The organism is Streptomyces sp. NPDC127098, from assembly GCF_042722465.1.
GTDB lineage: Bacteria > Actinomycetota > Actinomycetes > Streptomycetales > Streptomycetaceae > Streptomyces > Streptomyces millisiae.
Genome location: NZ_JBHXFJ010000063.1, coordinates 16,121 through 37,887 on the forward strand (window position 1 = coordinate 16,121; position 21,767 = coordinate 37,887).

Sequence of the window (21,767 nt, forward strand, 5' to 3'; positions counted from 1 at the left end):
ATCGTCACCCGAATGCTGCTGCGGCGCGTGCTGCTGCTGGTGCCCCTGCTGCTCGGCATCGTCCTCTTCGTCTTCCTGGTCATGCGGTTCTCCGACGCGGACCCGGCCTCCGCGTACTTCCAGGGCGCCAACCCCACCCAGGAGCAACTGCAACAGTTCCGCGAGGAGAACGGCCTGCTCGACCCGCTTCCGGTGCGCTACGTCGACTTCGTCGGCGACCTGCTCAGCGGCGACATGGGCATCTCCGTGCTGACCAGGGCGCCGGTCGTCGACCAGGTCACCACCGCGCTGCCGCTCACCATGCAACTGGCCTTCATGGGCCTCGGCATCGCCGTCGTCCTCGCGCTGCTGCTCGGCGTCACCGCCGCCGTCTACCGGGACCGGCTGCCCGACCAGCTGATCCGTGTCGTCTCGCTGACCGGCGTCGCCGCCCCGGCGTTCTGGCTGGCGCTGCTGCTCATCCAGTACGCGGCCGTGGACCACGGCTGGTTCCCGACCGGCGGCTACATCAACCCGAACGACTCGTTCACCGGCTGGCTGGAGACCATGACCCTGCCGGCGCTGGCGCTCTCACTGCCGGTCGCCGCGCAGCTCACGCGCATCGTGCGGACGGCCGTGGTCGAGGAGCTGGACAAGGACTACGTGCGCACCGCCGTCGGCAGCGGCCTGCCGCCGGTGGTGGTCGTCGGGCGCAACGTCCTGCGGAACGCGCTGATCAACCCGCTGACGGTGCTCGGCCTCCGGGTCGGCTACCTGCTGGGCGGCGCCGTCGTGATCGAGACCATCTTCGCCCTGCCGGGGATGGGCAAGCTGATGATCGACGCGGTGCGCAACGGCGACCCGGCGGTGGTCCAGGGCGTGGTGCTGACCACCGCGGTCGGCTTCGTGGTCGTGAACCTGCTGATCGACATCCTCTACCTGCTGGTCAACCCCCGGCTCAGGAGCGCGACATGAGGTGGCTGCGCAGGCTCCCGGTACTCTCGCGGATCGCGCTCGGCGTCCTCGCGGTCGTCGTCCTCACCGCGCTCCTCGCCCCGCTGCTCTCGCCCTACGACCCGTACGAGCAGGCGCCGACGGTCGAGGGGCCTTCGGCCGACCACTGGATGGGCCAGGACAGCCTCGGTCGGGACATCCTCAGCCGGCTGATGCACGGGGCGCGCTGGTCGCTGGCCATCGGGCTCGGCGCGACGCTGCTCGCGCTGCTGGCCGGCGCGGTGCTCGGCGCGATCGCCGCCACGTCGCGGCGCGCGGTCGACGAGGCGGTGATGCGCGGCCTCGACGTGATCATGGCCTTCCCCGGCATCGCGCTCGCGGCGGTCCTCATCGCCGTCTTCGGCGGCGGCATCCCGGTGCTGATCTGCGCCATCGCCTTCCTCAACATCCCGCCGGTGGCGCGGGTCGTGCGGGCCAACGTGATGGCGCAGTACGGCGAGGACTACGTCGTCGCGGAACGAGTCATCGGCGCCCGCACGCCGCACATCCTGATCCGGCACGTGGCGATCAACTGCGCCGCGCCGGTGCTGGTGTTCTGCACGGTGATGGTGGCCGAGGCGATCGTCTTCGAGGCGTCCCTCTCCTTCATCGGCGCCGGCGTCCGGCCCCCCGAGCCGTCCTGGGGCAGCGTCATCGCCGACGGCAAGAACATGGTCCTCCTCGGCGGCTGGTGGGCCACGGTCTTCCCCGGCCTGCTGATGCTGCTGACGGTCCTGAGCCTGAACGTCCTGTCCGAATCCCTCTCCGACACGATGGCCTTGGCGGCCGGCCAGGCGCCATCGGCGCGTACGGCGCCATCGGCGCCGGAGGCGCCAACCGCGGCGTCCGGCGCTGGCGCGCCGGTGCCGGCCGCTGGCGCGGCCGAAGCGTCCGGGCCGGCTCCTGCCGGCGCCGCGGCGGAGCCGCGCGGTGTAGCCGGCGGTACGACGCCAGGCGGACACGGTGGCGCAGCCGCCACCGGCCAGGCCGCTGGCCCGGTTCCGGTCCGGCCGTCCGGGACCGGCGACTCGGCTGGCGGCGTAGCCGCCGCCGTGCCGGCCGCTCGCGCGGCCGAAGCCGTGGCCGGCGGCTCCGGCGCCAGCGGGCCCGGCGGCGGAGCCGCCGTTGACCGGTCTGGCCCGGCCGGCCAGGCCCCGGTGGCGGACGAGGTCCTCGCCGGGCCGCGGGACGTGTTCCCGTTCTCCGATGTGCTCGCCGAGGCCGGGCGGCGGTTGCGGCGGGACGGGGGCGGGCGGGCGGGGGAGCCCGTGTTGGCCGTCGACCGGCTGGTCGTCGGGTTCGGCGCGACCGACGTCGTGGCCGGGGTCAGCTTCGAGGTCCGGGCCGGCGAAGTGCTCGGCGTGGTCGGGGAGTCCGGCTGTGGCAAGACGCTCACCGCGCTCACCGTCATGGGGCTCCAGCCCCGCGAGGCCAGGGTCGGCGGCAGCGTCCGGTTCCAGGGGCGGGAGCTCGTCGGCCTGTCGGCCCGCGAGCGGCGGCGGCTGCTCGGGCACGAGATGGCGATGGTGTACCAGGACGCCCTCTCCTCCCTCAACCCCGCCATGACGATCCGCGCCCAGCTCAGGCAGCTGGTCCGCCGTGGCGGCCACCGCACCCCCGCCGAACTGCTGGAGCTCGTCGGGCTCGACCCGGAGCGGGTGCTCAGCAGCTACCCGCACGAGCTGTCCGGCGGCCAGCGGCAGCGCGTGCTCATCGCCATGGCGCTCTCCCGCGACCCACGGCTGATCGTCGCCGACGAGCCGACCACCGCCCTGGACGTCACCGTCCAGGCGCAGGTCATCGAGCTGCTGCTGCGGCTCCGCGAGGAGCTCGGGTTCGCGCTGGTCCTCGTCTCCCACGACCTGGCGCTGGTGGCCGACGTCACCGACCGGGTCGCCGTCATGTACGGCGGCCACATCGTGGAGACCGGCGTCACCGCCGACCTGGTGGCGGCCCCGGCCCACCACTACACCCGCGGCCTGCTCGGCTCCGTCCTCTCCCTGGAGGCCACGGCCGAGCGCATGACGCAGATCCCGGGCGTCGTCCCCTCGCCCGCCGACTTCCCGCCCGGCTGTCGGTTCGCCGACCGCTGCCCGTTCGCCGACGCCGACTGCGCCGCCGTGCCGCCCGAGCGCCCGGCCGAGGGGCCGGGGCACGTCGTCCTCTGCCACCACCCAGCCGTTGCGGAAAGCGAGGTGGCCCCGTGAGCGAGCCCCTGATGGCGGTCACCGACGCCCACGTCGTCTTCCCGGCCAGGAGCGGCGGCCTGTTCAGGAGGGACCGGGTGCACGCGCTGACCGGCGCCAGCCTCTCCATCGCGCCCGGCGAGACGGTCGGCGTGGTCGGCGAGTCCGGCTGCGGGAAGTCCACCCTGGCCCGGGTGCTGATCGGCGTGCAGCGCCCGACCAGCGGCACCGTCGCGTACCGCGGCCGCGACCTGTGGGTGATGCCGGCCGGCGAGCGCCGCGTCACCGTCGGCACCCGGCTCGGCATGGTCTTCCAGGACCCGGCGACCGCGCTCAACCGCCGGCTGCCGATCCACCGCGTGCTGCGCGACCCGCTCGACGTGCACGGCCGCGGCACCCCGGCGCAGCGCGCCGAGCGCGTCCGCGAGCTGATGGCGCTGGTCGGGCTCCCCGCGTCGCTCGCCGCCCGGCTGCCCGGCCAGCTCTCCGGCGGCCAGCGGCAGCGGGTGGCCATCGCCCGCGCCCTCGCCCTCGAACCCGAGCTGCTGATCGCCGACGAGCCGACCAGCGCGCTCGACGTCTCCGTCCGCGCCCAGATACTCAATCTCCTCCTCGACCTGAAGGAGCGGCTCGGCCTCGCCCTGGTGTTCGTCTCGCACGACATCCAGACCGTGCGGCGGATGAGCGACCGGGTCGTCACCATGTACCTGGGTCGCGTCGTCGAGGAGTCGCCGGCGGCGCGTGTCACCGAGCACGCGCGGCACCCGTACACCAGGGCGCTGTTCTCGGCGACGCCCGGGCTGCTCCACCCCATCCAGCCGATTCCGCTGGTCGGTCCCGTGCCCTCGGCCGTGCACCCGCCGAGCGGCTGCCCCTTCCGCACCCGCTGCTGGAAGGCGGACGAGGCGTGCGCCGCGTCGATGCCGGACTTCGCGACCGACGAGGGCGACCATCGGTACCGCTGCCACCACCCGGTGGCCGGCGCGGAGTCCACCGGCGACCTCGTCGACCAGGCGCGCCGCGCCCGGGCCGCCACCTCCCCAGAACCCGCCTGAGAGAACCATCCGCGAGAACGCACAACGCACGAGGGAACGCACATGACCCTGCCGCCCGGCCGTCTCACCGGAGTGATCCCGCCCGTCTGCACCCCCCTCACCCCGGCCGGGGCGGTGGACACCCGCTCGCTCACCCGGCTGGTCGACCACCTCGCCGGCGCCGGCGTCGACGGCCTGTTCGTCCTCGGGTCGAGCTCCGAGGCCGCCTACCTCACCGACCACCAGCGCCGCCTGGTGGTGGAGACCGTGACCCGCCACGTGGCCGGCGCGCTGCCCGTGCTCGCCGGCGCCATCGACATGACCACGCCCCGCGTGCTGGCCCACGCGGAGACGGCGCTCGCCGCCGGCGCCGACGCCGTGGTGGCCACCGCGCCGTTCTACGCCAGGACCCACCCGGTGGAGATCGCCCGGCACTTCCAGCTGATCGCCAAGCACACCGGGGCCCCGCTCCTCGCCTACGACCTGCCGTCCTCGGTGCACAGCAAGCTCGACGCCGACCTGGTGCTCGGCCTCGCCGCCGACGGGACTCTGGCCGGGCTCAAGGACTCCAGCGGCGACCAGGCCACGCTGCGGTCGGTCGCCATCGGCGCCCCGGACGGCTTCAGCGTCCTCACCGGCTCCGAGCTCCTCGTCGACACCGCCCTGCAGTTCGGCGCGCACGGCGTCGTGCCGGGACTCGGCAACGTCGACCCGCACGGCTATGTGCGCATCGTGCGGCACGCGGCGGCCGGCGCGTGGGACCTGGCACGGGCCGAACAGGAGCGGCTGCTCGCCCTGTTCGCCATGGTGGACGCCGCCCCGCCCGAGCGGATGGGCCGCGGCTCGGCCGCCATCGGCGCGTTCAAGACGGCGCTGCGGCTGCTCGGCGTCATCGACCACGCGACGACGGCCGAGCCGCAGGTCCCACTCTCCGCGGACGAGGAGGCACGGGTCGCCGAACTGCTGCGCGCCGCCGGCCTCCACCCCGTCTCCTGACCTAGCGGGCCCCCAGCCAGCGGAACTCGATCCGCTCGTAGGGGCCCTCGTCGCCCGTCTCGTACAGCACCCCGACCGTGTCGTCGTCCACCGCGACCAGGTCCGAGTAGGCCGCCGGCAGCGCGGAGAGCGTGACCACCCGCGTGAACGAGCGGCCCCGGTCGTCGCTGCGCCAGACCGTCAGGGCCTCCCTGGCGGTCGGGTTGGACGGCCCGGAGAACAGCAGCGGCGCGCCCGCCCCGCCGGGGCGCAGCACGCTGCCCTGCACCACCGGCACGTCGTTCAGGCTGTCCTGGATGGCGAAGGTGCCGCCCCGCAGCGACTCGCCGCCGTCCGTCGAGACGGCGTCCGCCCGGTTGCCCGTGCTGGTGCCGTGCTGGTCGCGGGCGGAGAAGTAGACGCGGCCGCCCGGCAGTTCGGCGGCGGTCGACTCGTTGGAGTTGATGACGCCGTCGTAGCTGTCGTCCACATAGCCGATGCGCCACGTCTCGCCGCCGTCGTCACTGAGCAGCGCGTGCGAACCGTAGTACCCGGGCTCCGCGCCGGTGTCGGGTGAGCCGGCCGGCGGCGCGGCCGAGTGGTTGGCCGGCACGACGAGCCGCCCGGCGTGCGGGCCCTCGGTGAGCGCGAGCGCGTGCCCGGGACCCGTGGCGTACCAGCGCCACTCCTCCGGCTTGACGTCCGCGGTGATCTCGCGGGGCTCGGTGAACGACCGGCCGTCGTCCTCGCTGTACTGCACGAAGACGCGGCGGCTCTGCTCGGGCGTCACCTCGCCGCGGATGATCTGGGCCTCGGTGACCTCGCCGCTGTTGTAGCAGGTGAGCAACACGAGCCGGCCGGTGGCCGGGTCGATGACGGGCGCCGGGTTGCCCCGGGTGTCGCCCTCGCCGCGGGCCACCACGTCCAGCGGCCCCCAGGTGCGGCCGCCGTCCTCCGAGCGGCGGACGACGACGTCGATCTCGCCGCTGTCCCCCGCTCCGCCGACCCGGCCCTCGGCGAAGGCCAGCAGCGACCCGGTCGGCGTGGTGACGGCGGCCGGCACCCGGTAGGTGTCGTAGCCGCCCTCGCCGGAGACGAACGGCACGGATGTCACGCGCTCCGGCGCCGCGGCGCTGGCGGAGCCACCCCCGCCGGCGGTGGTGCCGACCAACGTCACGACCGCGGCGCCGAGCGCCGCCCAGTGCCAGGAACCCATGGGCCTTCTCCCGTTCCTTCGGAGACCGACTGGTCGTTACTCACCGTAACCCCCGCCACCGACAGTCGGCTCCGCCGGCTCAGCGGGCGACGTGCGCCACCTCCGAGACCGCCTGCGCGATCGGCGTCTCCCCGCCCACCAGGTCGAGCCTGAGGCCGGTCGTGGTGGGAGTGTCCAGCAGGGCGAGCAGCACCGCCGCCACGTCGTCCCGGCTGATGGAACCGCGCTCCGTCGACTCCGCCAGCGTCACACGGCCGGTGCCCGGCTCGTCCGTGAGGCCGCCGGGCCGCAGGATCGTCCACGCCAGGCGCCCGGTGCGGGCGCTGATGTCCGCGTCCGCCGCCGCCTTGGCCCGCAGGTAGGCGACGAACACCGGGTCGGTGCCGGGTGGCGGCTCCCGGTCCGCGTGGATGGCCGAGACCACCAGGAACCTCCGCACCCCGGCCAGCTCCGCCGCGTCCGCGAACAGCACGGCACCGGCCCGGTCCATCGTCTCCTTGCGGGCCGCCCCGCTGCCCGGGCCCGCGCCCGCCGCGAAGACCGCCGCGTCCGCGCCCTCCAGGGCGCGGGCCACCTCCGCGACCGAGGCCGACTCCAGGTCGCAGACCGCCGGTTCGGCACCCAGCGCCCGCAGCTCCGCGGCGTGCTCCGGGTTCCTGATCAGCCCCACCGCTTCGTCGCCCCGCGCCACCAGCAGCTTCTCCAGCCGCAGCGCGATCTTTCCGTGTCCACCCGCGATGACTGTGCGCATACCGGCGACCGTACGTCATGCCGCTACCGGACGCGGTCCAGCGGCAGCGACACGACGGCGTCCCGGGGGCCGACGTTGAACGCCCTGAGCCACGCCAACTCGCCCGCCGACAGCGCCCGGTCGTACACCCGCACCTCGTCGAGCGCTCCCGACATCCACTGCAGGCGGTCAGGACGCTGCCCGAGGTGGACGCCGAACGTGGAGTTGCGGCTGACGCTGCCCGCCACGTCGGCCGCCGTCACCGGCTCGCCGCCGTCCACCGCCAGCGAGAGCCGGCCGTCGGACCGGGTGAACGCCAGGTGGTGCCACCGGCCGTCGTTGTGGGCGGCCGGCGCGTCCACCGAGGCCGAGGCGGGCGGCGACCCGCCGTCCCTGGCGGTCAGCAGCGCGCGGATCCGCCCGCTGCCGGGCTCGGCGCGGATCCACACCTGTGGATTGTTCCCGCCCACCCCGCCCATCCACAGGAAGGGGTGCTGCCCGCTCGTCGCCTCGTACCTGAACCACAGGCTCACCGTGAAGTCGCCGTCGCCGAGCGGGAGTTCCTCCCGGTACGGTGGCCGCACCGCGTCGTCGGCGCCGTCGAACGCCACGCCGGCACCGAACCGCCCGTCCGTCGTGGCCGCGCCGCCGTGCACGGTGGCGGGTGCGGCGCCGCGCGCCGCGTCGCGGGTCGTCGGCCCCGCGCCGTCCCGTGGGCCGAGGAAGTCCGCGCCGAAGCGCGCGAACCTGATCTCGTCCCGCGCGTCCACCGGGCCCGCCTCGTACATCAGGCCGACCGTCGCGCCGTCGATCCTGACCATGTCCGAGTAGCCCGACCAGTCGGTGGTGACCAGCGCGCCCTGCTCGACGCTCTCCCAGGTCCGGCCGCCGTCCCACGAGGAGCGCACCATCATCCGGCGCCGCCGGTCGGGATCGGACGGCACCGCCAGCAGCAGCCGCTCGTCGTCGAACGGCAGCACCGAGCCCTGCACCTGCGGCGCGTAGAGGTCGGGCACCGCCCGGTACGGCGCGGTGAGGGTCTCGCCGCCGTCCCTGCTCCAGGCGTGCGTGCGGTGGCCCAGGTCGGTGCCGCCCTGCTCCCGGCCGTTGATGTAGAGCGTGCCGTCGGGCAGTTCGGCCAGCGTCGCCTCGGAAGGCCGCTGCCGCCAGGTGCCGTCGACAGCCACCGGGTAGCTGTCCACCGCGCCGAGCGTCCAGCTGTCCCCGCCGTCGTCGCTGTAGGCGAGTGCGGCATGGCCGTGCGTGATGCGACCGTCCGCGTAGCTCTCCGCGTTGACGGTGAACACCAGCCGGCCGGCGTGCTCGCCCCTGGTCAGCTGGACGCCGTGCACCGGGCCCGTGGCGTACCAGGAGTTCCAGTCGTCGGGACGCAGCTCCTCGGCCAGGCTGCGCGGCTCCGACCAGGTGAGGCCGTCGTCGTCGCTGTAGGAGAGGTACGGGATCCGCTGGCACGGCGCCTGGCAGTCGCCGCCGCCCGGCACGCCCGGGTTGCGGGTGGACGGCAGCAGGATCCGGCCGGTCCTGGTGTCCACGACGGGCGCCGGGTTGCCGTGCGTGTCGCCGTCGCCCTCGTCGATCACCTGGTACGGGCTCCACGTGCGGCCGCCGTCCGTGGACCGCTTGACGACGATGTCTATGTCGCCGCCGTCCGTGCAGTCGTTGGTGCGGCCCTCGGCGAACGCCAGCAGGGTGCCGGCGTTGGTGCGCACGATGGCGGGGATGCGGAAGCAGGCGTACCCGCCGTCCTCGGCGGCGCGGAAGATCACCTGTTGCTCGATGGCCGTCGGGTCGGCGCTTGGCGCGACGCCCGGTTCGGCGCTCGGCGCGGCGGCGAGTGAGGGGAGGGGGGGGAGGGTGAGAGCGAGGGTCGCGGCGGCGACCGCCGCTCGACGAAGGGTCAACGCCATGCCAGGACCTGCCTTCCGGCTCGGGCATCGCTCGACGAACGCGGCTCGGTACGTCCGACATCCCACGTCCGACGAACCGTCACGAAGTGTCTCCTGTTGCGAAGACTGTGACAAGGAGCCGTGGCCGGTCAGTATCCGGTGGCCTGGCGCGGGAGTTCCGGCCCACCGGCCGCCCCCGCACCGCAGTACTCGCGAACGGCGCTGGTCCTGGCCACGATCCGGCCCCGGTGGATCACCAGCCTGCTGTATGCCAGGGAGAGCGCGTCGGCCACCGTGCGCCCCCGCACCGCGAGCAGCTCGGCCGGAAAACCCGCCTCGATCCGCACCTCGGGCAGCCCGAGCGCGGCCCTGGCCCGGCCGCTGACCGCCCGGTAGGCCTCGGCCGGGCGGTAGAGGCCGCGCGCCGCCAGTTGGTGCGCCGTGTCCAGCGGATCCCCGCGCCCCACCGGGTTGACCGCGTCCCGCAGCGCCCCGCCGCCCGCCGCCACCCGCACCCCGGCCGTCGTGAGCAGCCGCACCGCCGCCCCGCCCCGTGCGGCGGCGAGCCCGCACGGGCCCTGTGGCAGGCAGACCACGGTGATCCCGGCGGCCGCGAGCCGCCCCGCCGCCCGCGCCGCGTCCTCCGGCGCCAGCAGCGAGAGCCCGCCGCAGGGGCCGATCACCACCCCGGACCGGCAGGCGCCGGCCGCCGACGCCAGCCGGGCGAGCCTGGCCGGGTCGGCGCCGTCCGTGTGCAGGTCGATCGCGCAACCGTGCTCCTCCGCGATGCCCAGCACGACGTCCAGGTAGCCGGCCGGATCAGGGTCGAGATCGGGCGAGCCGCCGAGCGCCCCGGCGCCCATCTTGGCCGCCTCGCTCAGCAGCGCCCGGTTCTCGGCCCCGGCCAGGCCCGTCAGCAGCCGGGGCACCGCGACCACGCTCAGCTCCGCCAGGCCGCGCAGCGCCCGTGCCGTCTCCAGGGCGGCCTCGAGCGCCGCCAGCGACTCGGCGCCGCCGATCCTGACGTGGCTGCGCTGGGCGGTGGCCCCGTGCCCGAGCTGGATCAGCGCCGCCTCCGTGATGCGGCGGCGCAGCGCCGCCTGGCCGGTCGCCGGCGGCCCGCCGCCGGAGCCGGTCAGGGCCGTGTCGTGGTGGGCGTGCGGCTCGGCGGGCGCCGGGAGCAGCAGATAGCCGGAGAGATCCGCCTCCTGCGCGCCGGCGGGCGGGGCCAGGCTCCCCGGGGTGCCGACGGCCTCGATCCGCTCCGCGCTCAGCAGGAGGTCGACGGTGCGCCCGTCGGCGAGCCGAGGTCCCCTGAGTGCAAGCATCGGCATGGAGCGTACGGGGCGGGCGGGGCCCGGGAGGGCAAGGAGGGAATAGTCGTACCGCCGTGGTGGCCGGCGGTTGGTCCCCACTCCCTATGGATTTCTCCTTCTGCCCGGGACCGTGTAATCTCTTCAGCGCTCGCCCCAATAGCTCAGTCGGCAGAGCGTCTCCATGGTAAGGAGAAGGTCAACGGTTCGATTCCGTTTTGGGGCTCTGGGATGTCGGTCTCCGTCATCGGGCGGGGACTCTCATCTCAGGGGCGGCGTAGCTCAGTCGGTAGAGCAAACGGCTCATAATCGTTGTGTCACCGGTTCAAGTCCGGTCGCCGCTACCCCCAGTAGCCGATTGAGGGCTAAGTCCTCCGATCGGCTACTCTCTCTGTGTTGAAGCAAGTGTTTTACCCGTCCATCCGTCAAGGAGCACTCACGTGGCTGCCACCGACGTCCGCCCGAAGATCACGCTGGCCTGCGTGGAGTGCAAGGAGCGGAACTACATCACCAGGAAGAACCGGCGTAACGACCCGGACCGTATGGAGATGAAGAAGCACTGCCCGCGTTGCAACGCGCACACCGCACACCGCGAGACCCGCTAACAGCGATCGCAGAGTTTCGTAGACGAGGCCGCTCCCGTCCCCGGGAGCGGCCTCGTAGGCTGTCTGGCCGGTCACCGTCAGGCCGGGCAGTCGAGTCGAGAGGGGTCCCATGCCACTGGACGAGTCCTTCGTGGGGCGGAGCTACCCGCCCACCGTGCCCTACGAGGTGGGGCGCGAGAAGATCCGCGAGTTCGCCGAGGCCATCGGGGACGCCAACCCGGCCTACACCGACCCGGAGGCGGCCAAGGCGCTCGGCCACCCGGACGTGATCGCCCCGCCGACCTTCGTGTTCTCCATCACCTTCGCGGCGGCCCAGACGGTCATCCAGGACCCGCAGCTCGGCCTCGACTACAGCCGGGTGGTCCACGGCGACCAGAAGTTCGCCTACGCCCGCCCAGTGCGCGCCGGCGACCGGCTCTCGGTGACCTCGGTCATCGAGGCGGTGAGCTCGCGCGCCGGCAACGAGATCGTGGACGTGCGCGGCGACGTGCACGACGCGTCCGGCGAGCATGTGGTGACCGTGCACACCAAGTTGGTGGCCAGGATGAGCGGGGCGGGGGAGTAGGCGTGGCGGCGAGGATCGCGTACGCGGACGTCGAGGTCGGGACCGAGCTGCCGGGCGTCGTCTTCCCGGTCGACCGCGCCACGCTGGTGCGGTACGCGGGCGCCTCGGGCGACTTCAACCCCATCCACTGGAACGAGCGGTTCGCCAGGGAGGTGGGCCTGCCGGACGTGATCGCGCACGGCATGTTCACCATGGCCGAGGCGGGCCGCGTCGTCACCGACTGGGCCGGTGACCCGGGCGCGGTGCTCGAGTACGGCGTGCGCTTCACCAAGCCGGTCGTCGTCCCCGACGACGACAAGGGCGCGGAGATCGAGGTCACCGCCAAGGTCGCGGCCCTCCTCGACGACGAGGCCCGCACCGTCCGCGTCGACATCACCGCGCGCAGCGCCGGCCAGAAGGTCCTCGGCCTCGCCCGGGCGGTCGTCCGCCTTTCGTGACAGGCCGCCCTGGCGGGCTGAACGCCTCGAAGGGGCCTCAGCCCTGCCGGCGGCTTCGCCGCTCCGGGTTCGGAAGGCCGCAGGGCTCGGGTATCCGTGCCGGCCGTGGCCGCCCGGCGGACCGGCTCGATGTCCCCCCGGCCGCCCGCAGGGGCTGGCTTCGCCGGTCCCGTCCCGCGAAGCGGGTACCGGGCCGAAGGCTCGCCACTCGGCTCGGCGCAGTTCCTCGGCGGCCGCCGGCCGGAGGGGGCTCCGCTTGACCCTGACACGGTGTCAGGGGCGATGATCGTCTCATGACGACGACCGCGTCCTTCGATCCGCGTGAGCTGCTCGCGGAGAGCCGGCTCGGGGTGCTGGCGACCATCAAGGCCGACGGGCGGCCGCAGCTGTCGCCCGTCATGCCGTTCTACGACCGGGAGGCCGAGGTCATCCTCGTCTCCATTACCGAGGGGCGGGCCAAGACGGTGAACCTGCGGCGCGACCCGCGGGCCACGTTGGAGGTCACCAGCGCCGACGGGTGGTCGTGGGCCACGGCCGAGGGCGTGGCCACGCTCACCGGTCCCGGGACCGACCCGCACGGGCCCGAGGTCGAGGCCCTGGTGGAGTACTACCGCAGGGCCGCCGGCGAGCACCCGGACTGGGACGAGTACCGCTCCGTGATGGTCTCGGACCGCCGGGTGCTCATGACCATGACCGTCGACCACGTCTACGGCGCCCGCGTCGGTTGACGTACCGGACCGGCCGCGCCACCCACGCCCTTCGGGCCGTCGCGCCCGGCAGGGCGCTTAGGCTGGGGTGGTGCAGGAGACCCAGAACGCATCGCTCGCGCCCCTGACCACCCTCCGGGTCGGAGGCCCGGCGCGGCGGCTCGTGGTGGCCGAGACCGACGACGAGGTGGTCGCCGAGGTGCGCGCCGCCGACGAGGCCGGGACGCCGCTGCTGGTCGTCGGCGGCGGCAGCAACCTGCTCGTCGGCGACGCCGGCTTCCCCGGCACCGCGCTGCGCGTCGCCACCACGGGACACCACCTCGACGGCACCCGCCTGGAGCTCGCCGCCGGCGAGAACTGGTCGGACGCCGTCGCCCGCACCGTGGACGCCGGGCTCGCCGGCGTCGAGTGCCTGGCCGGCATCCCCGGTTCCGCCGGGGCCACCCCGATCCAGAACGTCGGCGCCTACGGCCAGGAGGTCTCCTCCGTCATCAGCGAGGTCGTCGCCTACGACCGCGTCGCCCGCGCCGTCGTCACCATCCCCGGCGCCGAGTGCGGCTTCGCCTACCGGCACAGCCGCTTCAAGGCCGAGCCCGACCGCCACGTCGTGCTGCGGGTCCGGCTTGACCTGGAGGACGCCGGCGGCCTCTCCGGGCCCATCCGCTACGCCGAGGCCGCCAGGCTGCTCGGCGTGGCCCCCGGGGCGCGGGTGCCCGTCGGCAGGGCGCGCGAGGCCGTCCTCAAGCTGCGCACCGGCAAGGGCATGGTGCTCGACCCGGAGGACCACGACACCTGGTCCGCCGGCTCGTTCTTCACCAACCCGATCCTGGACGACGCCGAGCACGCCGCGTTCCTCGCCCGCGTCGCCGACCGCCTCGGGCCCGACGCCGCGCCGCCCGCCTACCCGGCCGGCGAGGGCCGCACCAAGACGTCGGCCGCCTGGCTGATCGACCGTGCCGGCTTCACCAAGGGGTACGGCACGGGCCGCGCCCGCATCTCGGGCAAGCACACCCTCGCCCTCACCAACCGCGGCGAGGCCACGGCCGCCGACGTGCTCGACCTCGCCCGCGAGGTGCGGGACGGGGTCCGCGCGGCGTTCGGCGTCACCCTGGTCAACGAGCCGGTGCTGGTCGGCATCGCCCTCTGAGCGCCGGGCCCTACACGGCCAGCCACTCGTCGATCTCGACCAGGATCTTCTCCCGCACGTCCTCCGGCGCCGCCGAGGCCCGCACCGACTGGCGGGCCAGCTCGGCCAGCTCGACGTCGGTGAAGCCGTGGTGCTCCCGGGCGATCTCGTACTGCGCGGCCAGCCGCGAGCCGAAGAGCAGCGGGTCGTCCGCGCCGAGCGCCATCGGCACGCCGGCGCCCCACAGGGTCCGCAGCGGCACGTCGGCCAGCGTCTCGTAGACCCCGAGCGCCACGTTGGACGCGGGGCACACCTCGCACGTCACCCGTGCCGCGGCCAGCCGCTCCAGCAGGTAGGGGTCCTCGGCCGCCCGCACCCCGTGGCCGATCCGCGCGGCCCGCAGGTCGTCGAGGCAGTCGCGGACGCTGGCCGGGCCCGACAGCTCGCCGCCGTGCGGCGCGGCCAGCAGCCCGCCGTCCCTGGCGATCGCGAAGGCCCGGTCGAAGTCGCGCGCCATGCCCCGGCGCTCGTCGTTGGACAGGCCGAACCCGACGACCCCGCGGTCCCGGTAGCGGACGGCGAGGCGGGCCAGCGTGCGGGCGTCCAGCGGGTGCCTGATCCGGCTGGCCGCAACCAGCACCCGCATCCCGAGGCCGGTCTCCCGGGCCGTGGTCTCCACCGCGTCCAGGATGATCTCCAGCGCGGGGATCAGGCCGCCGAGCCGCGGCGCGTACGACGTCGGGTCGACCTGGATCTCCAGCCAGCGCGAGCCGTCCGCCAGGTCCTCCTCGGCCGCCTCGCGGACCAGCCGCTGGATGTCCTCGGGGGCCCGCAGGCAGGCGCGCGCCGCGTCGTAGAGCCGCTGGAAGCGGAACCAGCCGCGCTCGTCCGTGGCCCGCAGCCGTGGCGGCCGGTCCCCGCTCAGCGCATCCGGCAGGCTGACCCCGTACTTGTCGGCCAGCTCGAGCAGCGTTCCGGGACGCATCGACCCGGTGAAGTGCAGATGCAGGTGCGCCTTGGGGAGCGACCGGACGTCACGTACACGATCCATCTTCAGATCCTGCCGTATACGCGGCGACGTCCGGTAGTCGCATACCCCCCAGGGGGACCTCCCCGAACCTCAGTCCCGTGCCTCGGCCAGCAGCTTCTGGATCCGCGAGACGCCCTCGACCAGGTCGTCGTCGCCCAGCGCGTAGGACAGCCGCAGGTAGCCGGGGGTGCCGAACGCCTCACCCGGCACCACCGCCACCTCCGCCTCCTCGAGCAGCACCGCGGCGAGCTCCAGGCTGGTGGCCGGCCGCCGGCCCCTGATCTCCTTGCCGAGCAGCGCCTTGACCGACGGGTAGGCGTAGAACGCGCCCTCGGGCTCCGGGCAGTCGACGCCCTCGATCTCGTCGAGCATCCGCACGATCGTGCGGCGGCGCCGGTCGAAGGCGGACCGCATCTCGGCCACCGCCGTCAGGTCGCCGGAGACGGCGGCGAGCGCCGCGGCCTGCGCCACGTTGCTCACGTTGGAGGTGGCGTGCGACTGGAGGTTGGTGGCGGCCTTCACGATGTCCTGCGGGCCGATCAGCCAGCCCACCCGCCAGCCGGTCATGGCGTACGTCTTGGCCACGCCGTTGACGATCACGCAGCGGTCGGCGAGCTCGGGGACCAGCACTGGCAGCGAGCTGAACTCGGCGTCGCCGTACACCAGGTGCTCGTAGATCTCGTCCGTCAGCACCCACAGGCCGTGCTCGGCGGCCCAGCGGCCGATCGCCTCGGTCTGCGCACGCGAGTACACCGCGCCGGTCGGGTTGGACGGCGAGACGAACAGCAGCACCTTGGTGCGCTCGGTGCGCGCCGCCTCCAACTGCTCGACGCTCACCCGGTATCCGGTGGTCTCGTCCGCGACCACCTCCACGGGCACGCCGCCCGCGAGCCGGATCGACTCCGGGTACGTCGTCCAGTAAGGGGCCGGCACGATGACCTCGTCGCCCGGGTCGAGCAGGGCCGCGAACGCCTCGTAGATCGCCTGCTTGCCGCCGTTGGTCACCAGCACCTGGGACGGCGTGATCGTCAGACCCGAGTCGCGCAGCGTCTTGGCGACCAGCGCCTCCTTCAGCTCCGGCAGCCCGCCCGGCGGCGTGTAGCGGTGGAACCGGGGGGCGCGGCACGCCTCGACCGCCGCCTCGACGATGTAGTCGGGGGTCGGGAAGTCGGGCTCGCCGGCGCCGAATCCGATCACCGGACGGCCGGCGGCCTTGAGGGCCTTGGCCTTGGCGTCCACGGCCAGCGTGGCCGACTCGGAGATGGCGCCGATCCGGGCCGAGACCCGGGGCGCTTCGGGAGCTGGGGATGTCGCGGCACTCATAGGGGCATCGTCCCAGACATGGCACGGCTGTGGCACATGGGATCTCCCACCGTCCTCGCGTGGATCACTGCTCCCGCGCTCCTACCCGTTCGACGGGCGGCGATTCAGCACGTACACTCCTCACCGGTGGCGCTTCCGATGCGGTACGTTGTCGGGCACCACGCGGCAAAGGGTCGTAGCTCAATTGGTAGAGCACTGGTCTCCAAAACCAGCGGTTGGGGGTTCAAGTCCCTCCGGCCCTGCTACACGTAAGGTGAACAGCCGTCCGGGTGGCCGGGCGGCCTTTGACCATGACCGGGATCAGGTGAGGACGAGTGGCTGGGATCACAGACTCCGTGGAGACCCCCGAGCCCCAGCCCCAGGGGGAGGGCACCGGCAAACGCCGCGGCCGTCGCGCCAAGCGCGGCCCGTTGGGTCGGCTCGCACTCTTCTACCGCCAGGTCGTCGCCGAGCTCCGCAAGGTGGTCTGGCCCTCCAGGCGCCAGCTCTCGACCTACACGACGGCGGTGATCGTCTTCGTGATCGTCGTCATCTGCATCCTGACCGTGATTGACTTTGGATTCAGCCGGGCCGTCGAGTACGTCTTCGGCTGACCCATTCACCTCCGTGTCGTAAGTCAGGAAGAAGCAGCTACCGTGTCTGACCCGAACCACAATGACGCCGCGTCCGCCGAGGTCGAGGGCGAGGACACCGCGCGTGACATTGTCGAGGCAGCGGACACCGTCGACCAGGAGGAAGCTGCCGAGGCCGCGGCCGGCGAGCCCGCCGAGGAGGCCGCGGTCCGCGTCGAGGACGAGGACGAGGCCGGCGAGCCCGCGGAAGAAGCGGTTGAGGAGCCGGTGGACCCCGTGGCGCAGCTCCGCGAGGAACTGCGGGTCCTCCCCGGCGAGTGGTATGTCGTGCACACCTACGCGGGTTACGAGAACCGCGTGAAGACCAACCTCGAGCAGCGCGCCGTCTCGCTCAACGTCGAGGACTACATCTTCCAGGTCGAGGTGCCGCAGGAAGAAGTCGTCCAGATCAAGAACGGCGACCGCCGCACCATCAAGCAGAACAAGCTGCCGAGCTACGTCCTGGTGCGGATGGACCTGACCAACGAGTCCTGGGGCGTGGTCCGCAACACCCCGGGCGTCACCGGCTTCGTGGGCAACGCCTACGACCCGTACCCGCTGACGCTGGACGAGATCGTCAAGATGCTGGCCCCCGAGGCCGAGCAGAAGGCCGCGGCCGAGGCGGGCGCCGAGGGCGCGGCGGCCGGCGGCCGCAAGGTCGAGGTCCAGGTCCTCGACTTCGAGGTCGGCGACTCGGTCACCGTCACCGACGGCCCGTTCGCCACGCTGCAGGCCACGATCAACGAGATCAACCCGGACTCCAAGAAGGTCAAGGGCCTCGTCGAGATCTTCGGCCGCGAGACGCCGGTCGAGTTGAGCTTCGACCAGATCCAGAAGAACTGACGCCTCGCACGTTCGGCCCGCAGGGGCCCTGACCGCGGTTCCGCCGCGGTCAGGGCCCCTGCGGCCGTGAGGGCCCGGATTTGGGCGGGGAAGCGGCGGCCGGTACCGTGGTGCGGTATGCCTCCGCCCGGCCAGGGCGGACGCGCACCGTTCACGAGGTTAAGGACCCGGAGAGCATGCCTCCCAGGAAGAAAGTCACGGGGCTGATCAAGCTCCAGATCCAGGCGGGTGCCGCCAACCCGGCTCCGCCGGTCGGCCCGGCGCTGGGTCAGCACGGCGTCAACATCATGGAGTTCTGCAAGGCCTACAACGCGGCGACCGAGTCGCAGCGCGGCTGGGTCATCCCGGTGGAGATCACGGTCTACGAGGACCGCTCCTTCACCTTCATCACCAAGACCCCGCCGGCCGCGAAGATGATCCTCAAGGCCGCCGGCGTCGAGAAGGGCTCGGGCGAGCCGCACAAGACCAAGGTCGCGAAGATCACCCGCGCCCAGGTCCGTGAGATCGCCACGACCAAGATGCCCGACCTCAACGCCAACGACCTGGACGCCGCCGAGAAGATCATCGCCGGCACCGCCCGTTCCATGGGCGTCACCGTCGAGGGCTGATCGCAGCAACCCCAACCGTGGCAGGGCCAGGCGCTGGTCCGGACCACGACTCCATTCGCCAGCTTGCAGGAGCAGCAGTGAAGCGCAGCAAGAATCTCCGCGGCGCCGACGCGAAGGTCGACAAGACCGCCGTCTACGCACCGCTCGACGCCGTCCGTCTCGCCAAGGAGACCTCGACGGCCAAGTTCGACGCGACCGTCGAGGTCGCCATGCGCCTGGGCGTCGACCCGCGCAAGGCCGACCAGATGGTCCGCGGCACCGTCAACCTCCCGCACGGCACCGGCAAGACCGTCCGGGTCCTGGTCTTCGCGACCGGTGACCGTGCGGCGGCGGCGGAGGCCGCCGGCGCCGACATCGTCGGCTCCGACGAGCTGATCGACCGCGTCGCCAAGGGCTTCCTCGACTTCGACGCCGTGGTCGCCTCGCCCGAGCTGATGGGCAAGGTCGGTCGCCTGGGCCGGGTGCTCGGTCCGCGCGGCCTGATGCCGAACCCGAAGACCGGCACCGTCACCCCCGACGTCGCCAAGGCCGTCACCGACATCAAGGGCGGCAAGATCGAGTTCCGGGTGGACAAGCACTCCAACCTCCACTTCATCATCGGCAAGGTGTCCTTCAGCGAGCAGCAGCTCGTGGAGAACTACGCCGCCGCGCTGGACGAGATCCTGCGGCTCAAGCCGTCCGCGGCGAAGGGGCGTTACCTCAAGAAGGCCACCATCACCACGACGATGGGCCCCGGTGTGCCGGTCGACCCCAACCGCACGCGTGACCTCCTCGAGGAGGACGGCGTCGCCGCCTGACGCGCGACGAACCGCGAGCACCACCACGCCCGTTCCCGTTCTGTCACAGAGCGGGAGCGGGCGTTCGCCGTTGTCGGCAGCCCGGGTTAAGGTGGAGAACTGGTGTACTTGTTCACAATTCCCAGGGGGGAAGCATGCGTTCCATACACCGAGCCGCACTGAGCGCCGCCGCGGTGGTGCTGGTCGGCGCCACGGCGGCCTGTAGCGGTTCGGAGGACGGTGACGAGGGCGCCTTCGGCGGCGGCGAGCGCGACGGTGGGGCCACGTCGGGCGACGCCTTCAGCGCGGTGCAGGCCGCAGCCGAGTCCACCACCGAGATCACCTCCGCCGGCTTCACGGCGACGACCTCGGGGCCCACGACGGCGACCGGCGGTGAGGTCGAGATCTCGGGCTTCATGTCCTGGGGCGACGGCGTCGTGCTGGACGCCACCCTGAGCGGCGAGGCGATGCAGCTCGGCCCCGAGGCTCCCTCCGAGATGCGCATGGTCATGCTCAACGACGTGATGTACATGAACCTGGGCGAGTCCTTCGCGGCCGAGTTCGACGGCCGCGAGTGGATGATGATGGACATGGGCGCGCTCGCCGAGGAGTCCGGCGACCCGGCCCTCGCGCAGGCCATGGACATGGGCTTCGACGAGGCCAGCCAGGACCCGTCCGCGCAGATGGGGCTGCTGCTCCAGTCACCCGACATCGAGTCGGTCGGCGAGGAGGAGATCGACGGCGTGACCGTCGAGCACTACCAGGGCACGGTCTCCGTCGAGGATGCCCTGCAGAACAACGGCGCGGCGGACGTCTTCACCGAGGAGGAGCTCCAGCAGCTCACCGACAACATGGAGCAGTCGGGCATCGAGTCGTACGACATCGACGTCTGGGTCGACGAGAACGACTTCCCGATCCAGATCCGCCAGGCGTTCGACTCCGAGATGGGCCCGGTGACCACCGAGGTGCGCTACACGGACCTCGGCGCCGACGTCGACGTGGCTGCCCCCGAGGAGGGCTCCTACGTCGACTTCATGGAGCTGATGGAGAGCATGGGCGTCCAGCCCGAGTCCCTCTGACCGCACCCCCGCCGGCCGGCGCCGGGCACTGGATTTGCCTGGCGCCGAGCCGTTCGCGTACATTGCTGCGGTAGCCAAAGACCGCTGGTCGCTGCCTGGTCCCGTCAGGGTTCAGGTGGCCGAAGGATCCGCCGAGTGCGGACGGCCTGCGCAGGTGATCGTGTGCGATGTGGTGGACCCATGGTCCCCGTTCTACGCCCTGAGCGCCTGCGCCGGGGCGCTTTCTTTTTGGGGCGCTGTCCGTTTCTGCGTGACCCTTCCTTCCGTGCGGTTTTCATCACCCGGCAGAACCCGGAAGGAGGGCCGAGGTTATGGCGAACACCGACAAGGCGGCAGCCGTCGCGGAACTTCAGGAGAAGTTCGCGAAGTCCAACGCGGCCGTCGTCACCGCGTACACCGGTCTCACCGTCGCGCAGCTCAAGACGCTGCGCCGTTCGCTCGGTGAGAACGCTCAGTACAGCGTGGCGAAGAACACGCTGTCCAAGATCGCGGCCAAGGAGGCCGGGGTCAACGGACTCGACGAGTACTTCAAGGGCTCCACGGCCGTCGCCTTCGTGACCGGTGACCCGGTCGCGACGGCGAAGGGCCTGCGCGACTTCGCCAAGGAGAACCCGGCGCTCGTCATCAAGGGCGGTTTCATCGACGGCAAGTCGCTGACCGCCGACGAGGTCAACAGGCTCGCGGACATCGAGTCCCGCGAGGTACTGCTCGCCAAGCTGGCGGGTGCCCTGCAGGCGACCACGGCCAAGGCCGCGGCGACCTTCCAGGCCCCGCTCACGAAGTTCGTCCGCACCGTGGACGCGCTGCGCGCGAAGGCCGAGCAGGAAGGTGCCGGCGAGCCGGCTCCCGCCGAGTAGGCATCCGCCCACTCACGTCACACACCCGGTTTCCCCGGCACCCAGCCGACTTAGCAGGAAGGACCGCCATCATGGCGAAGCTGTCCCAGGACGAGCTGCTCGAGCAGTTCTCCGGCATGACCATCCTCGAGCTCTCCGACTTCGTGAAGGCGTTCGAGGAGAGGTTCGACGTCGAGGCCGCCGCCCCGGTCGCCGTCGCCGCCGCCCCGGCCGGTGGTGGCGCCGCCGCCGAGGCCGAGCCCGAGAAGGACGAGTTCGACGTCATCCTGACCGGTGCCGGCGAGAAGAAGATCCAGGTCATCAAGGTCGTGCGCGAGCTGACCTCGCTCGGCCTGAAGGAGGCCAAGGAGCTCGTCGACGGCGCCCCGAAGGCGGTCGTCGAGAAGGTCAACAAGGAGGCCGCCGACAAGGCCAAGGAGGCCCTCGAGGGCGCCGGCGCCAGCGTCGAGGTCAAGTGACCCCGGTCTCTTGCCGAGAGATCCTCTGACCGCCGTCCACGCGGTCGCTGTGGGGCGATCACCCATCAGGGTGGTCGCCCCGCGGCTTTGTGTCGGCCGCCTGCTTGCCCTGACGCGGGTGACGGGTATGGTGATCTTCGGCCGTCGACGGGGGCCGAGGGGTCGCCTCGGGCCTTGACGAACCGCGGCGGGCGCGCGATTCTCAGGTCGCGTGGCCAGATAGGTCCATGTTCCGAGGCATGGATCCCGGCGCACGCGGGAAACATCCGGCAGACGGGTCCGCACCCGGCGACCGAGGCGGTCGGGAGCGGGTCGGCTTGAGAGAACACCGAGGGTGGCTCCTCGATGGTTGATAGTGGCATTGGACATCAGTGGGTCATGTGGCTACACTGACCCTTTGCGCTGCCTA

At 72.6% G+C, this 21,767-nt stretch carries 22 protein-coding genes and 3 tRNA genes; 19 read left to right on the top strand and 6 right to left on the bottom strand.

From position 1 onward, the window contains the following. Positions 1-12: 12 nt before the first annotated feature. The 4 genes from ACFWI8_RS29280 to ACFWI8_RS29295 are packed head-to-tail and all read left to right on the top strand — an operon-like array spanning position 13 to position 5,188. Positions 13-954 (top strand): ABC transporter permease, encoded by a 942-nt coding sequence (locus ACFWI8_RS29280; RefSeq protein ID WP_387097699.1) that lies wholly within the window; start codon positions 13-15, stop codon positions 952-954. Further along, positions 951-3,179, top strand: a complete 2,229-nt coding sequence (locus ACFWI8_RS29285; RefSeq protein WP_387097652.1) for a dipeptide/oligopeptide/nickel ABC transporter permease/ATP-binding protein — start codon at positions 951-953, stop codon at positions 3,177-3,179. Before ACFWI8_RS29280 ends, ACFWI8_RS29285 begins: the two co-directional genes overlap by 4 nt. Positions 3,180-3,190: 11 nt before the next feature. Continuing rightward, the gene (locus tag ACFWI8_RS29290; RefSeq protein ID WP_387097702.1) at positions 3,191-4,213 is read left to right on the top strand and encodes an oligopeptide/dipeptide ABC transporter ATP-binding protein; all 1,023 of its coding nucleotides are present in this window, start codon (positions 3,191-3,193) and stop codon (positions 4,211-4,213) included. Between the two features lie 42 nt (positions 4,214-4,255). After that, positions 4,256-5,188 (top strand): dihydrodipicolinate synthase family protein, encoded by a 933-nt coding sequence (locus tag ACFWI8_RS29295; protein ID WP_387097655.1) that lies wholly within the window; start codon positions 4,256-4,258, stop codon positions 5,186-5,188. 1 nt (position 5,189) lies between these two features. On the opposite strand, the gene ACFWI8_RS29300 is transcribed toward ACFWI8_RS29295, so the two are convergent. The 4 genes from ACFWI8_RS29300 to ACFWI8_RS29315 form a co-directional block, all read right to left on the bottom strand. After that, entirely contained in the window at positions 5,190-6,383 is a 1,194-nt protein-coding gene (locus ACFWI8_RS29300) for an exo-alpha-sialidase (RefSeq protein ID WP_387097658.1), read from the bottom strand. A gap of 79 nt (positions 6,384-6,462) precedes the next feature. Then, positions 6,463-7,134, bottom strand: a complete 672-nt coding sequence (locus ACFWI8_RS29305; RefSeq protein ID WP_387097661.1) for an NAD(P)H-binding protein — start codon at positions 7,132-7,134, stop codon at positions 6,463-6,465. Between the two features lie 23 nt (positions 7,135-7,157). Next, on the bottom strand, positions 7,158-9,041 hold the full coding sequence (locus ACFWI8_RS29310) for an exo-alpha-sialidase (RefSeq protein ID WP_387097664.1): 1,884 nt from the start codon (positions 9,039-9,041) through the stop codon (positions 7,158-7,160). Between the two features lie 128 nt (positions 9,042-9,169). Then, a complete protein-coding gene (locus tag ACFWI8_RS29315) occupies positions 9,170-10,348 on the bottom strand; it encodes a hydrolase (protein WP_387097667.1) in 1,179 nt (392 codons plus the stop codon). 138 nt (positions 10,349-10,486) lie between these two features. On the opposite strand from ACFWI8_RS29315, the gene ACFWI8_RS29320 reads away from it, so the two are divergent. The 7 genes from ACFWI8_RS29320 (at position 10,487) to ACFWI8_RS29350 (ending at position 13,794) form a co-directional block, all read left to right on the top strand. After that, positions 10,487-10,559: transfer RNA gene (locus tag ACFWI8_RS29320), tRNA-Thr, on the top strand. 45 nt (positions 10,560-10,604) lie between these two features. Continuing rightward, positions 10,605-10,677: transfer RNA gene (locus ACFWI8_RS29325), tRNA-Met, on the top strand. Between the two features lie 96 nt (positions 10,678-10,773). Then, a complete protein-coding gene (gene rpmG / locus ACFWI8_RS29330; RefSeq protein ID WP_062207566.1) occupies positions 10,774-10,938 on the top strand; it encodes a 50S ribosomal protein L33 in 165 nt (54 codons plus the stop codon). 109 nt (positions 10,939-11,047) lie between these two features. Next, entirely contained in the window at positions 11,048-11,503 is a 456-nt protein-coding gene (locus ACFWI8_RS29335) for a MaoC family dehydratase N-terminal domain-containing protein (protein ID WP_387097670.1), read from the top strand. 2 nt (positions 11,504-11,505) lie between these two features. Beyond that, positions 11,506-11,940, top strand: coding sequence for a MaoC family dehydratase (locus tag ACFWI8_RS29340; RefSeq protein WP_387097673.1), 435 nt, complete (start codon positions 11,506-11,508; stop codon positions 11,938-11,940). Between the two features lie 293 nt (positions 11,941-12,233). Next, on the top strand, positions 12,234-12,668 hold the full coding sequence (locus tag ACFWI8_RS29345; protein WP_387097676.1) for a PPOX class F420-dependent oxidoreductase: 435 nt from the start codon (positions 12,234-12,236) through the stop codon (positions 12,666-12,668). Positions 12,669-12,738: 70 nt separating this feature from the next. Next, a complete protein-coding gene (locus tag ACFWI8_RS29350; RefSeq protein WP_387097679.1) occupies positions 12,739-13,794 on the top strand; it encodes a UDP-N-acetylmuramate dehydrogenase in 1,056 nt (351 codons plus the stop codon). Between the two features lie 10 nt (positions 13,795-13,804). Here the strand turns inward: ACFWI8_RS29350 and ACFWI8_RS29355 are convergent, their stop codons facing one another. Both ACFWI8_RS29355 and ACFWI8_RS29360 read right to left on the bottom strand, forming a co-directional pair. Continuing rightward, positions 13,805-14,824, bottom strand: coding sequence for an adenosine deaminase (locus ACFWI8_RS29355; RefSeq protein ID WP_387097682.1), 1,020 nt, complete (start codon positions 14,822-14,824; stop codon positions 13,805-13,807). A gap of 69 nt (positions 14,825-14,893) precedes the next feature. After that, on the bottom strand, positions 14,894-16,126 hold the full coding sequence (locus ACFWI8_RS29360) for a pyridoxal phosphate-dependent aminotransferase (protein ID WP_387097685.1): 1,233 nt from the start codon (positions 16,124-16,126) through the stop codon (positions 14,894-14,896). Between the two features lie 169 nt (positions 16,127-16,295). Here ACFWI8_RS29360 and ACFWI8_RS29365 point away from each other — a divergent pair. From ACFWI8_RS29365 to rplL, 8 genes are all read left to right on the top strand, one after another. Beyond that, positions 16,296-16,368: transfer RNA gene (locus ACFWI8_RS29365), tRNA-Trp, on the top strand. An 81-nt stretch (positions 16,369-16,449) separates the two neighbouring features. After that, positions 16,450-16,719, top strand: a complete 270-nt coding sequence (gene secE / locus ACFWI8_RS29370; protein ID WP_132934052.1) for a preprotein translocase subunit SecE — start codon at positions 16,450-16,452, stop codon at positions 16,717-16,719. Positions 16,720-16,761: 42 nt separating this feature from the next. Further along, positions 16,762-17,580 (top strand): transcription termination/antitermination protein NusG, encoded by an 819-nt coding sequence (gene nusG, locus ACFWI8_RS29375; RefSeq protein WP_311603829.1) that lies wholly within the window; start codon positions 16,762-16,764, stop codon positions 17,578-17,580. A 176-nt stretch (positions 17,581-17,756) separates the two neighbouring features. Then, positions 17,757-18,188 (top strand): 50S ribosomal protein L11, encoded by a 432-nt coding sequence (gene rplK, locus ACFWI8_RS29380; protein ID WP_113689416.1) that lies wholly within the window; start codon positions 17,757-17,759, stop codon positions 18,186-18,188. Between the two features lie 77 nt (positions 18,189-18,265). Further along, positions 18,266-18,985, top strand: coding sequence for a 50S ribosomal protein L1 (gene rplA, locus ACFWI8_RS29385; RefSeq protein WP_311603827.1), 720 nt, complete (start codon positions 18,266-18,268; stop codon positions 18,983-18,985). 134 nt (positions 18,986-19,119) lie between these two features. Next, a complete protein-coding gene (locus ACFWI8_RS29390) occupies positions 19,120-20,043 on the top strand; it encodes a hypothetical protein (protein WP_387097690.1) in 924 nt (307 codons plus the stop codon). Between the two features lie 311 nt (positions 20,044-20,354). Beyond that, the gene (rplJ, locus tag ACFWI8_RS29395) at positions 20,355-20,900 is read left to right on the top strand and encodes a 50S ribosomal protein L10 (protein WP_311603824.1); all 546 of its coding nucleotides are present in this window, start codon (positions 20,355-20,357) and stop codon (positions 20,898-20,900) included. A gap of 71 nt (positions 20,901-20,971) precedes the next feature. Next, positions 20,972-21,358: a 50S ribosomal protein L7/L12 gene (gene rplL / locus ACFWI8_RS29400; RefSeq protein WP_387097693.1), complete on the top strand. Its 387-nt coding sequence runs from the start codon at positions 20,972-20,974 to the stop codon at positions 21,356-21,358. Positions 21,359-21,767 lie beyond the last annotated feature (409 nt).

Excerpts from the sequence above, each read along its gene's own strand:
- ACFWI8_RS29290 (WP_387097702.1), top strand. The coding sequence starts at position 3,191 with ATGGCGGTCACCGACGCCCACGTCGTCTTCCCGGCCAGGAGCGGCGGC.
- ACFWI8_RS29310 (WP_387097664.1), bottom strand. The coding sequence starts at position 9,041 with ATGGCGTTGACCCTTCGTCGAGCGGCGGTCGCCGCCGCGACCCTCGCT.
- rplK (WP_113689416.1), top strand. The coding sequence starts at position 17,757 with ATGCCTCCCAGGAAGAAAGTCACGGGGCTGATCAAGCTCCAGATCCAG.
- rplL (WP_387097693.1), top strand. The coding sequence starts at position 20,972 with ATGGCGAAGCTGTCCCAGGACGAGCTGCTCGAGCAGTTCTCCGGCATG.
- ACFWI8_RS29360 (WP_387097685.1), bottom strand. The coding sequence starts at position 16,126 with ATGAGTGCCGCGACATCCCCAGCTCCCGAAGCGCCCCGGGTCTCGGCC.
- ACFWI8_RS29280 (WP_387097699.1), top strand. The coding sequence starts at position 13 with ATGCTGCTGCGGCGCGTGCTGCTGCTGGTGCCCCTGCTGCTCGGCATC.
- ACFWI8_RS29335 (WP_387097670.1), top strand. The coding sequence starts at position 11,048 with ATGCCACTGGACGAGTCCTTCGTGGGGCGGAGCTACCCGCCCACCGTG.
- ACFWI8_RS29295 (WP_387097655.1), top strand. The coding sequence starts at position 4,256 with ATGACCCTGCCGCCCGGCCGTCTCACCGGAGTGATCCCGCCCGTCTGC.
- ACFWI8_RS29285 (WP_387097652.1), top strand. The coding sequence starts at position 951 with ATGAGGTGGCTGCGCAGGCTCCCGGTACTCTCGCGGATCGCGCTCGGC.
- ACFWI8_RS29305 (WP_387097661.1), bottom strand. The coding sequence starts at position 7,134 with ATGCGCACAGTCATCGCGGGTGGACACGGAAAGATCGCGCTGCGGCTG.
- ACFWI8_RS29355 (WP_387097682.1), bottom strand. The coding sequence starts at position 14,824 with ATGGATCGTGTACGTGACGTCCGGTCGCTCCCCAAGGCGCACCTGCAT.
- rplJ (WP_311603824.1), top strand. The coding sequence starts at position 20,355 with ATGGCGAACACCGACAAGGCGGCAGCCGTCGCGGAACTTCAGGAGAAG.
- ACFWI8_RS29390 (WP_387097690.1), top strand. The coding sequence starts at position 19,120 with ATGCGTTCCATACACCGAGCCGCACTGAGCGCCGCCGCGGTGGTGCTG.
- ACFWI8_RS29300 (WP_387097658.1), bottom strand. The coding sequence starts at position 6,383 with ATGGGTTCCTGGCACTGGGCGGCGCTCGGCGCCGCGGTCGTGACGTTG.
- ACFWI8_RS29315 (WP_387097667.1), bottom strand. The coding sequence starts at position 10,348 with ATGCTTGCACTCAGGGGACCTCGGCTCGCCGACGGGCGCACCGTCGAC.
- ACFWI8_RS29345 (WP_387097676.1), top strand. The coding sequence starts at position 12,234 with ATGACGACGACCGCGTCCTTCGATCCGCGTGAGCTGCTCGCGGAGAGC.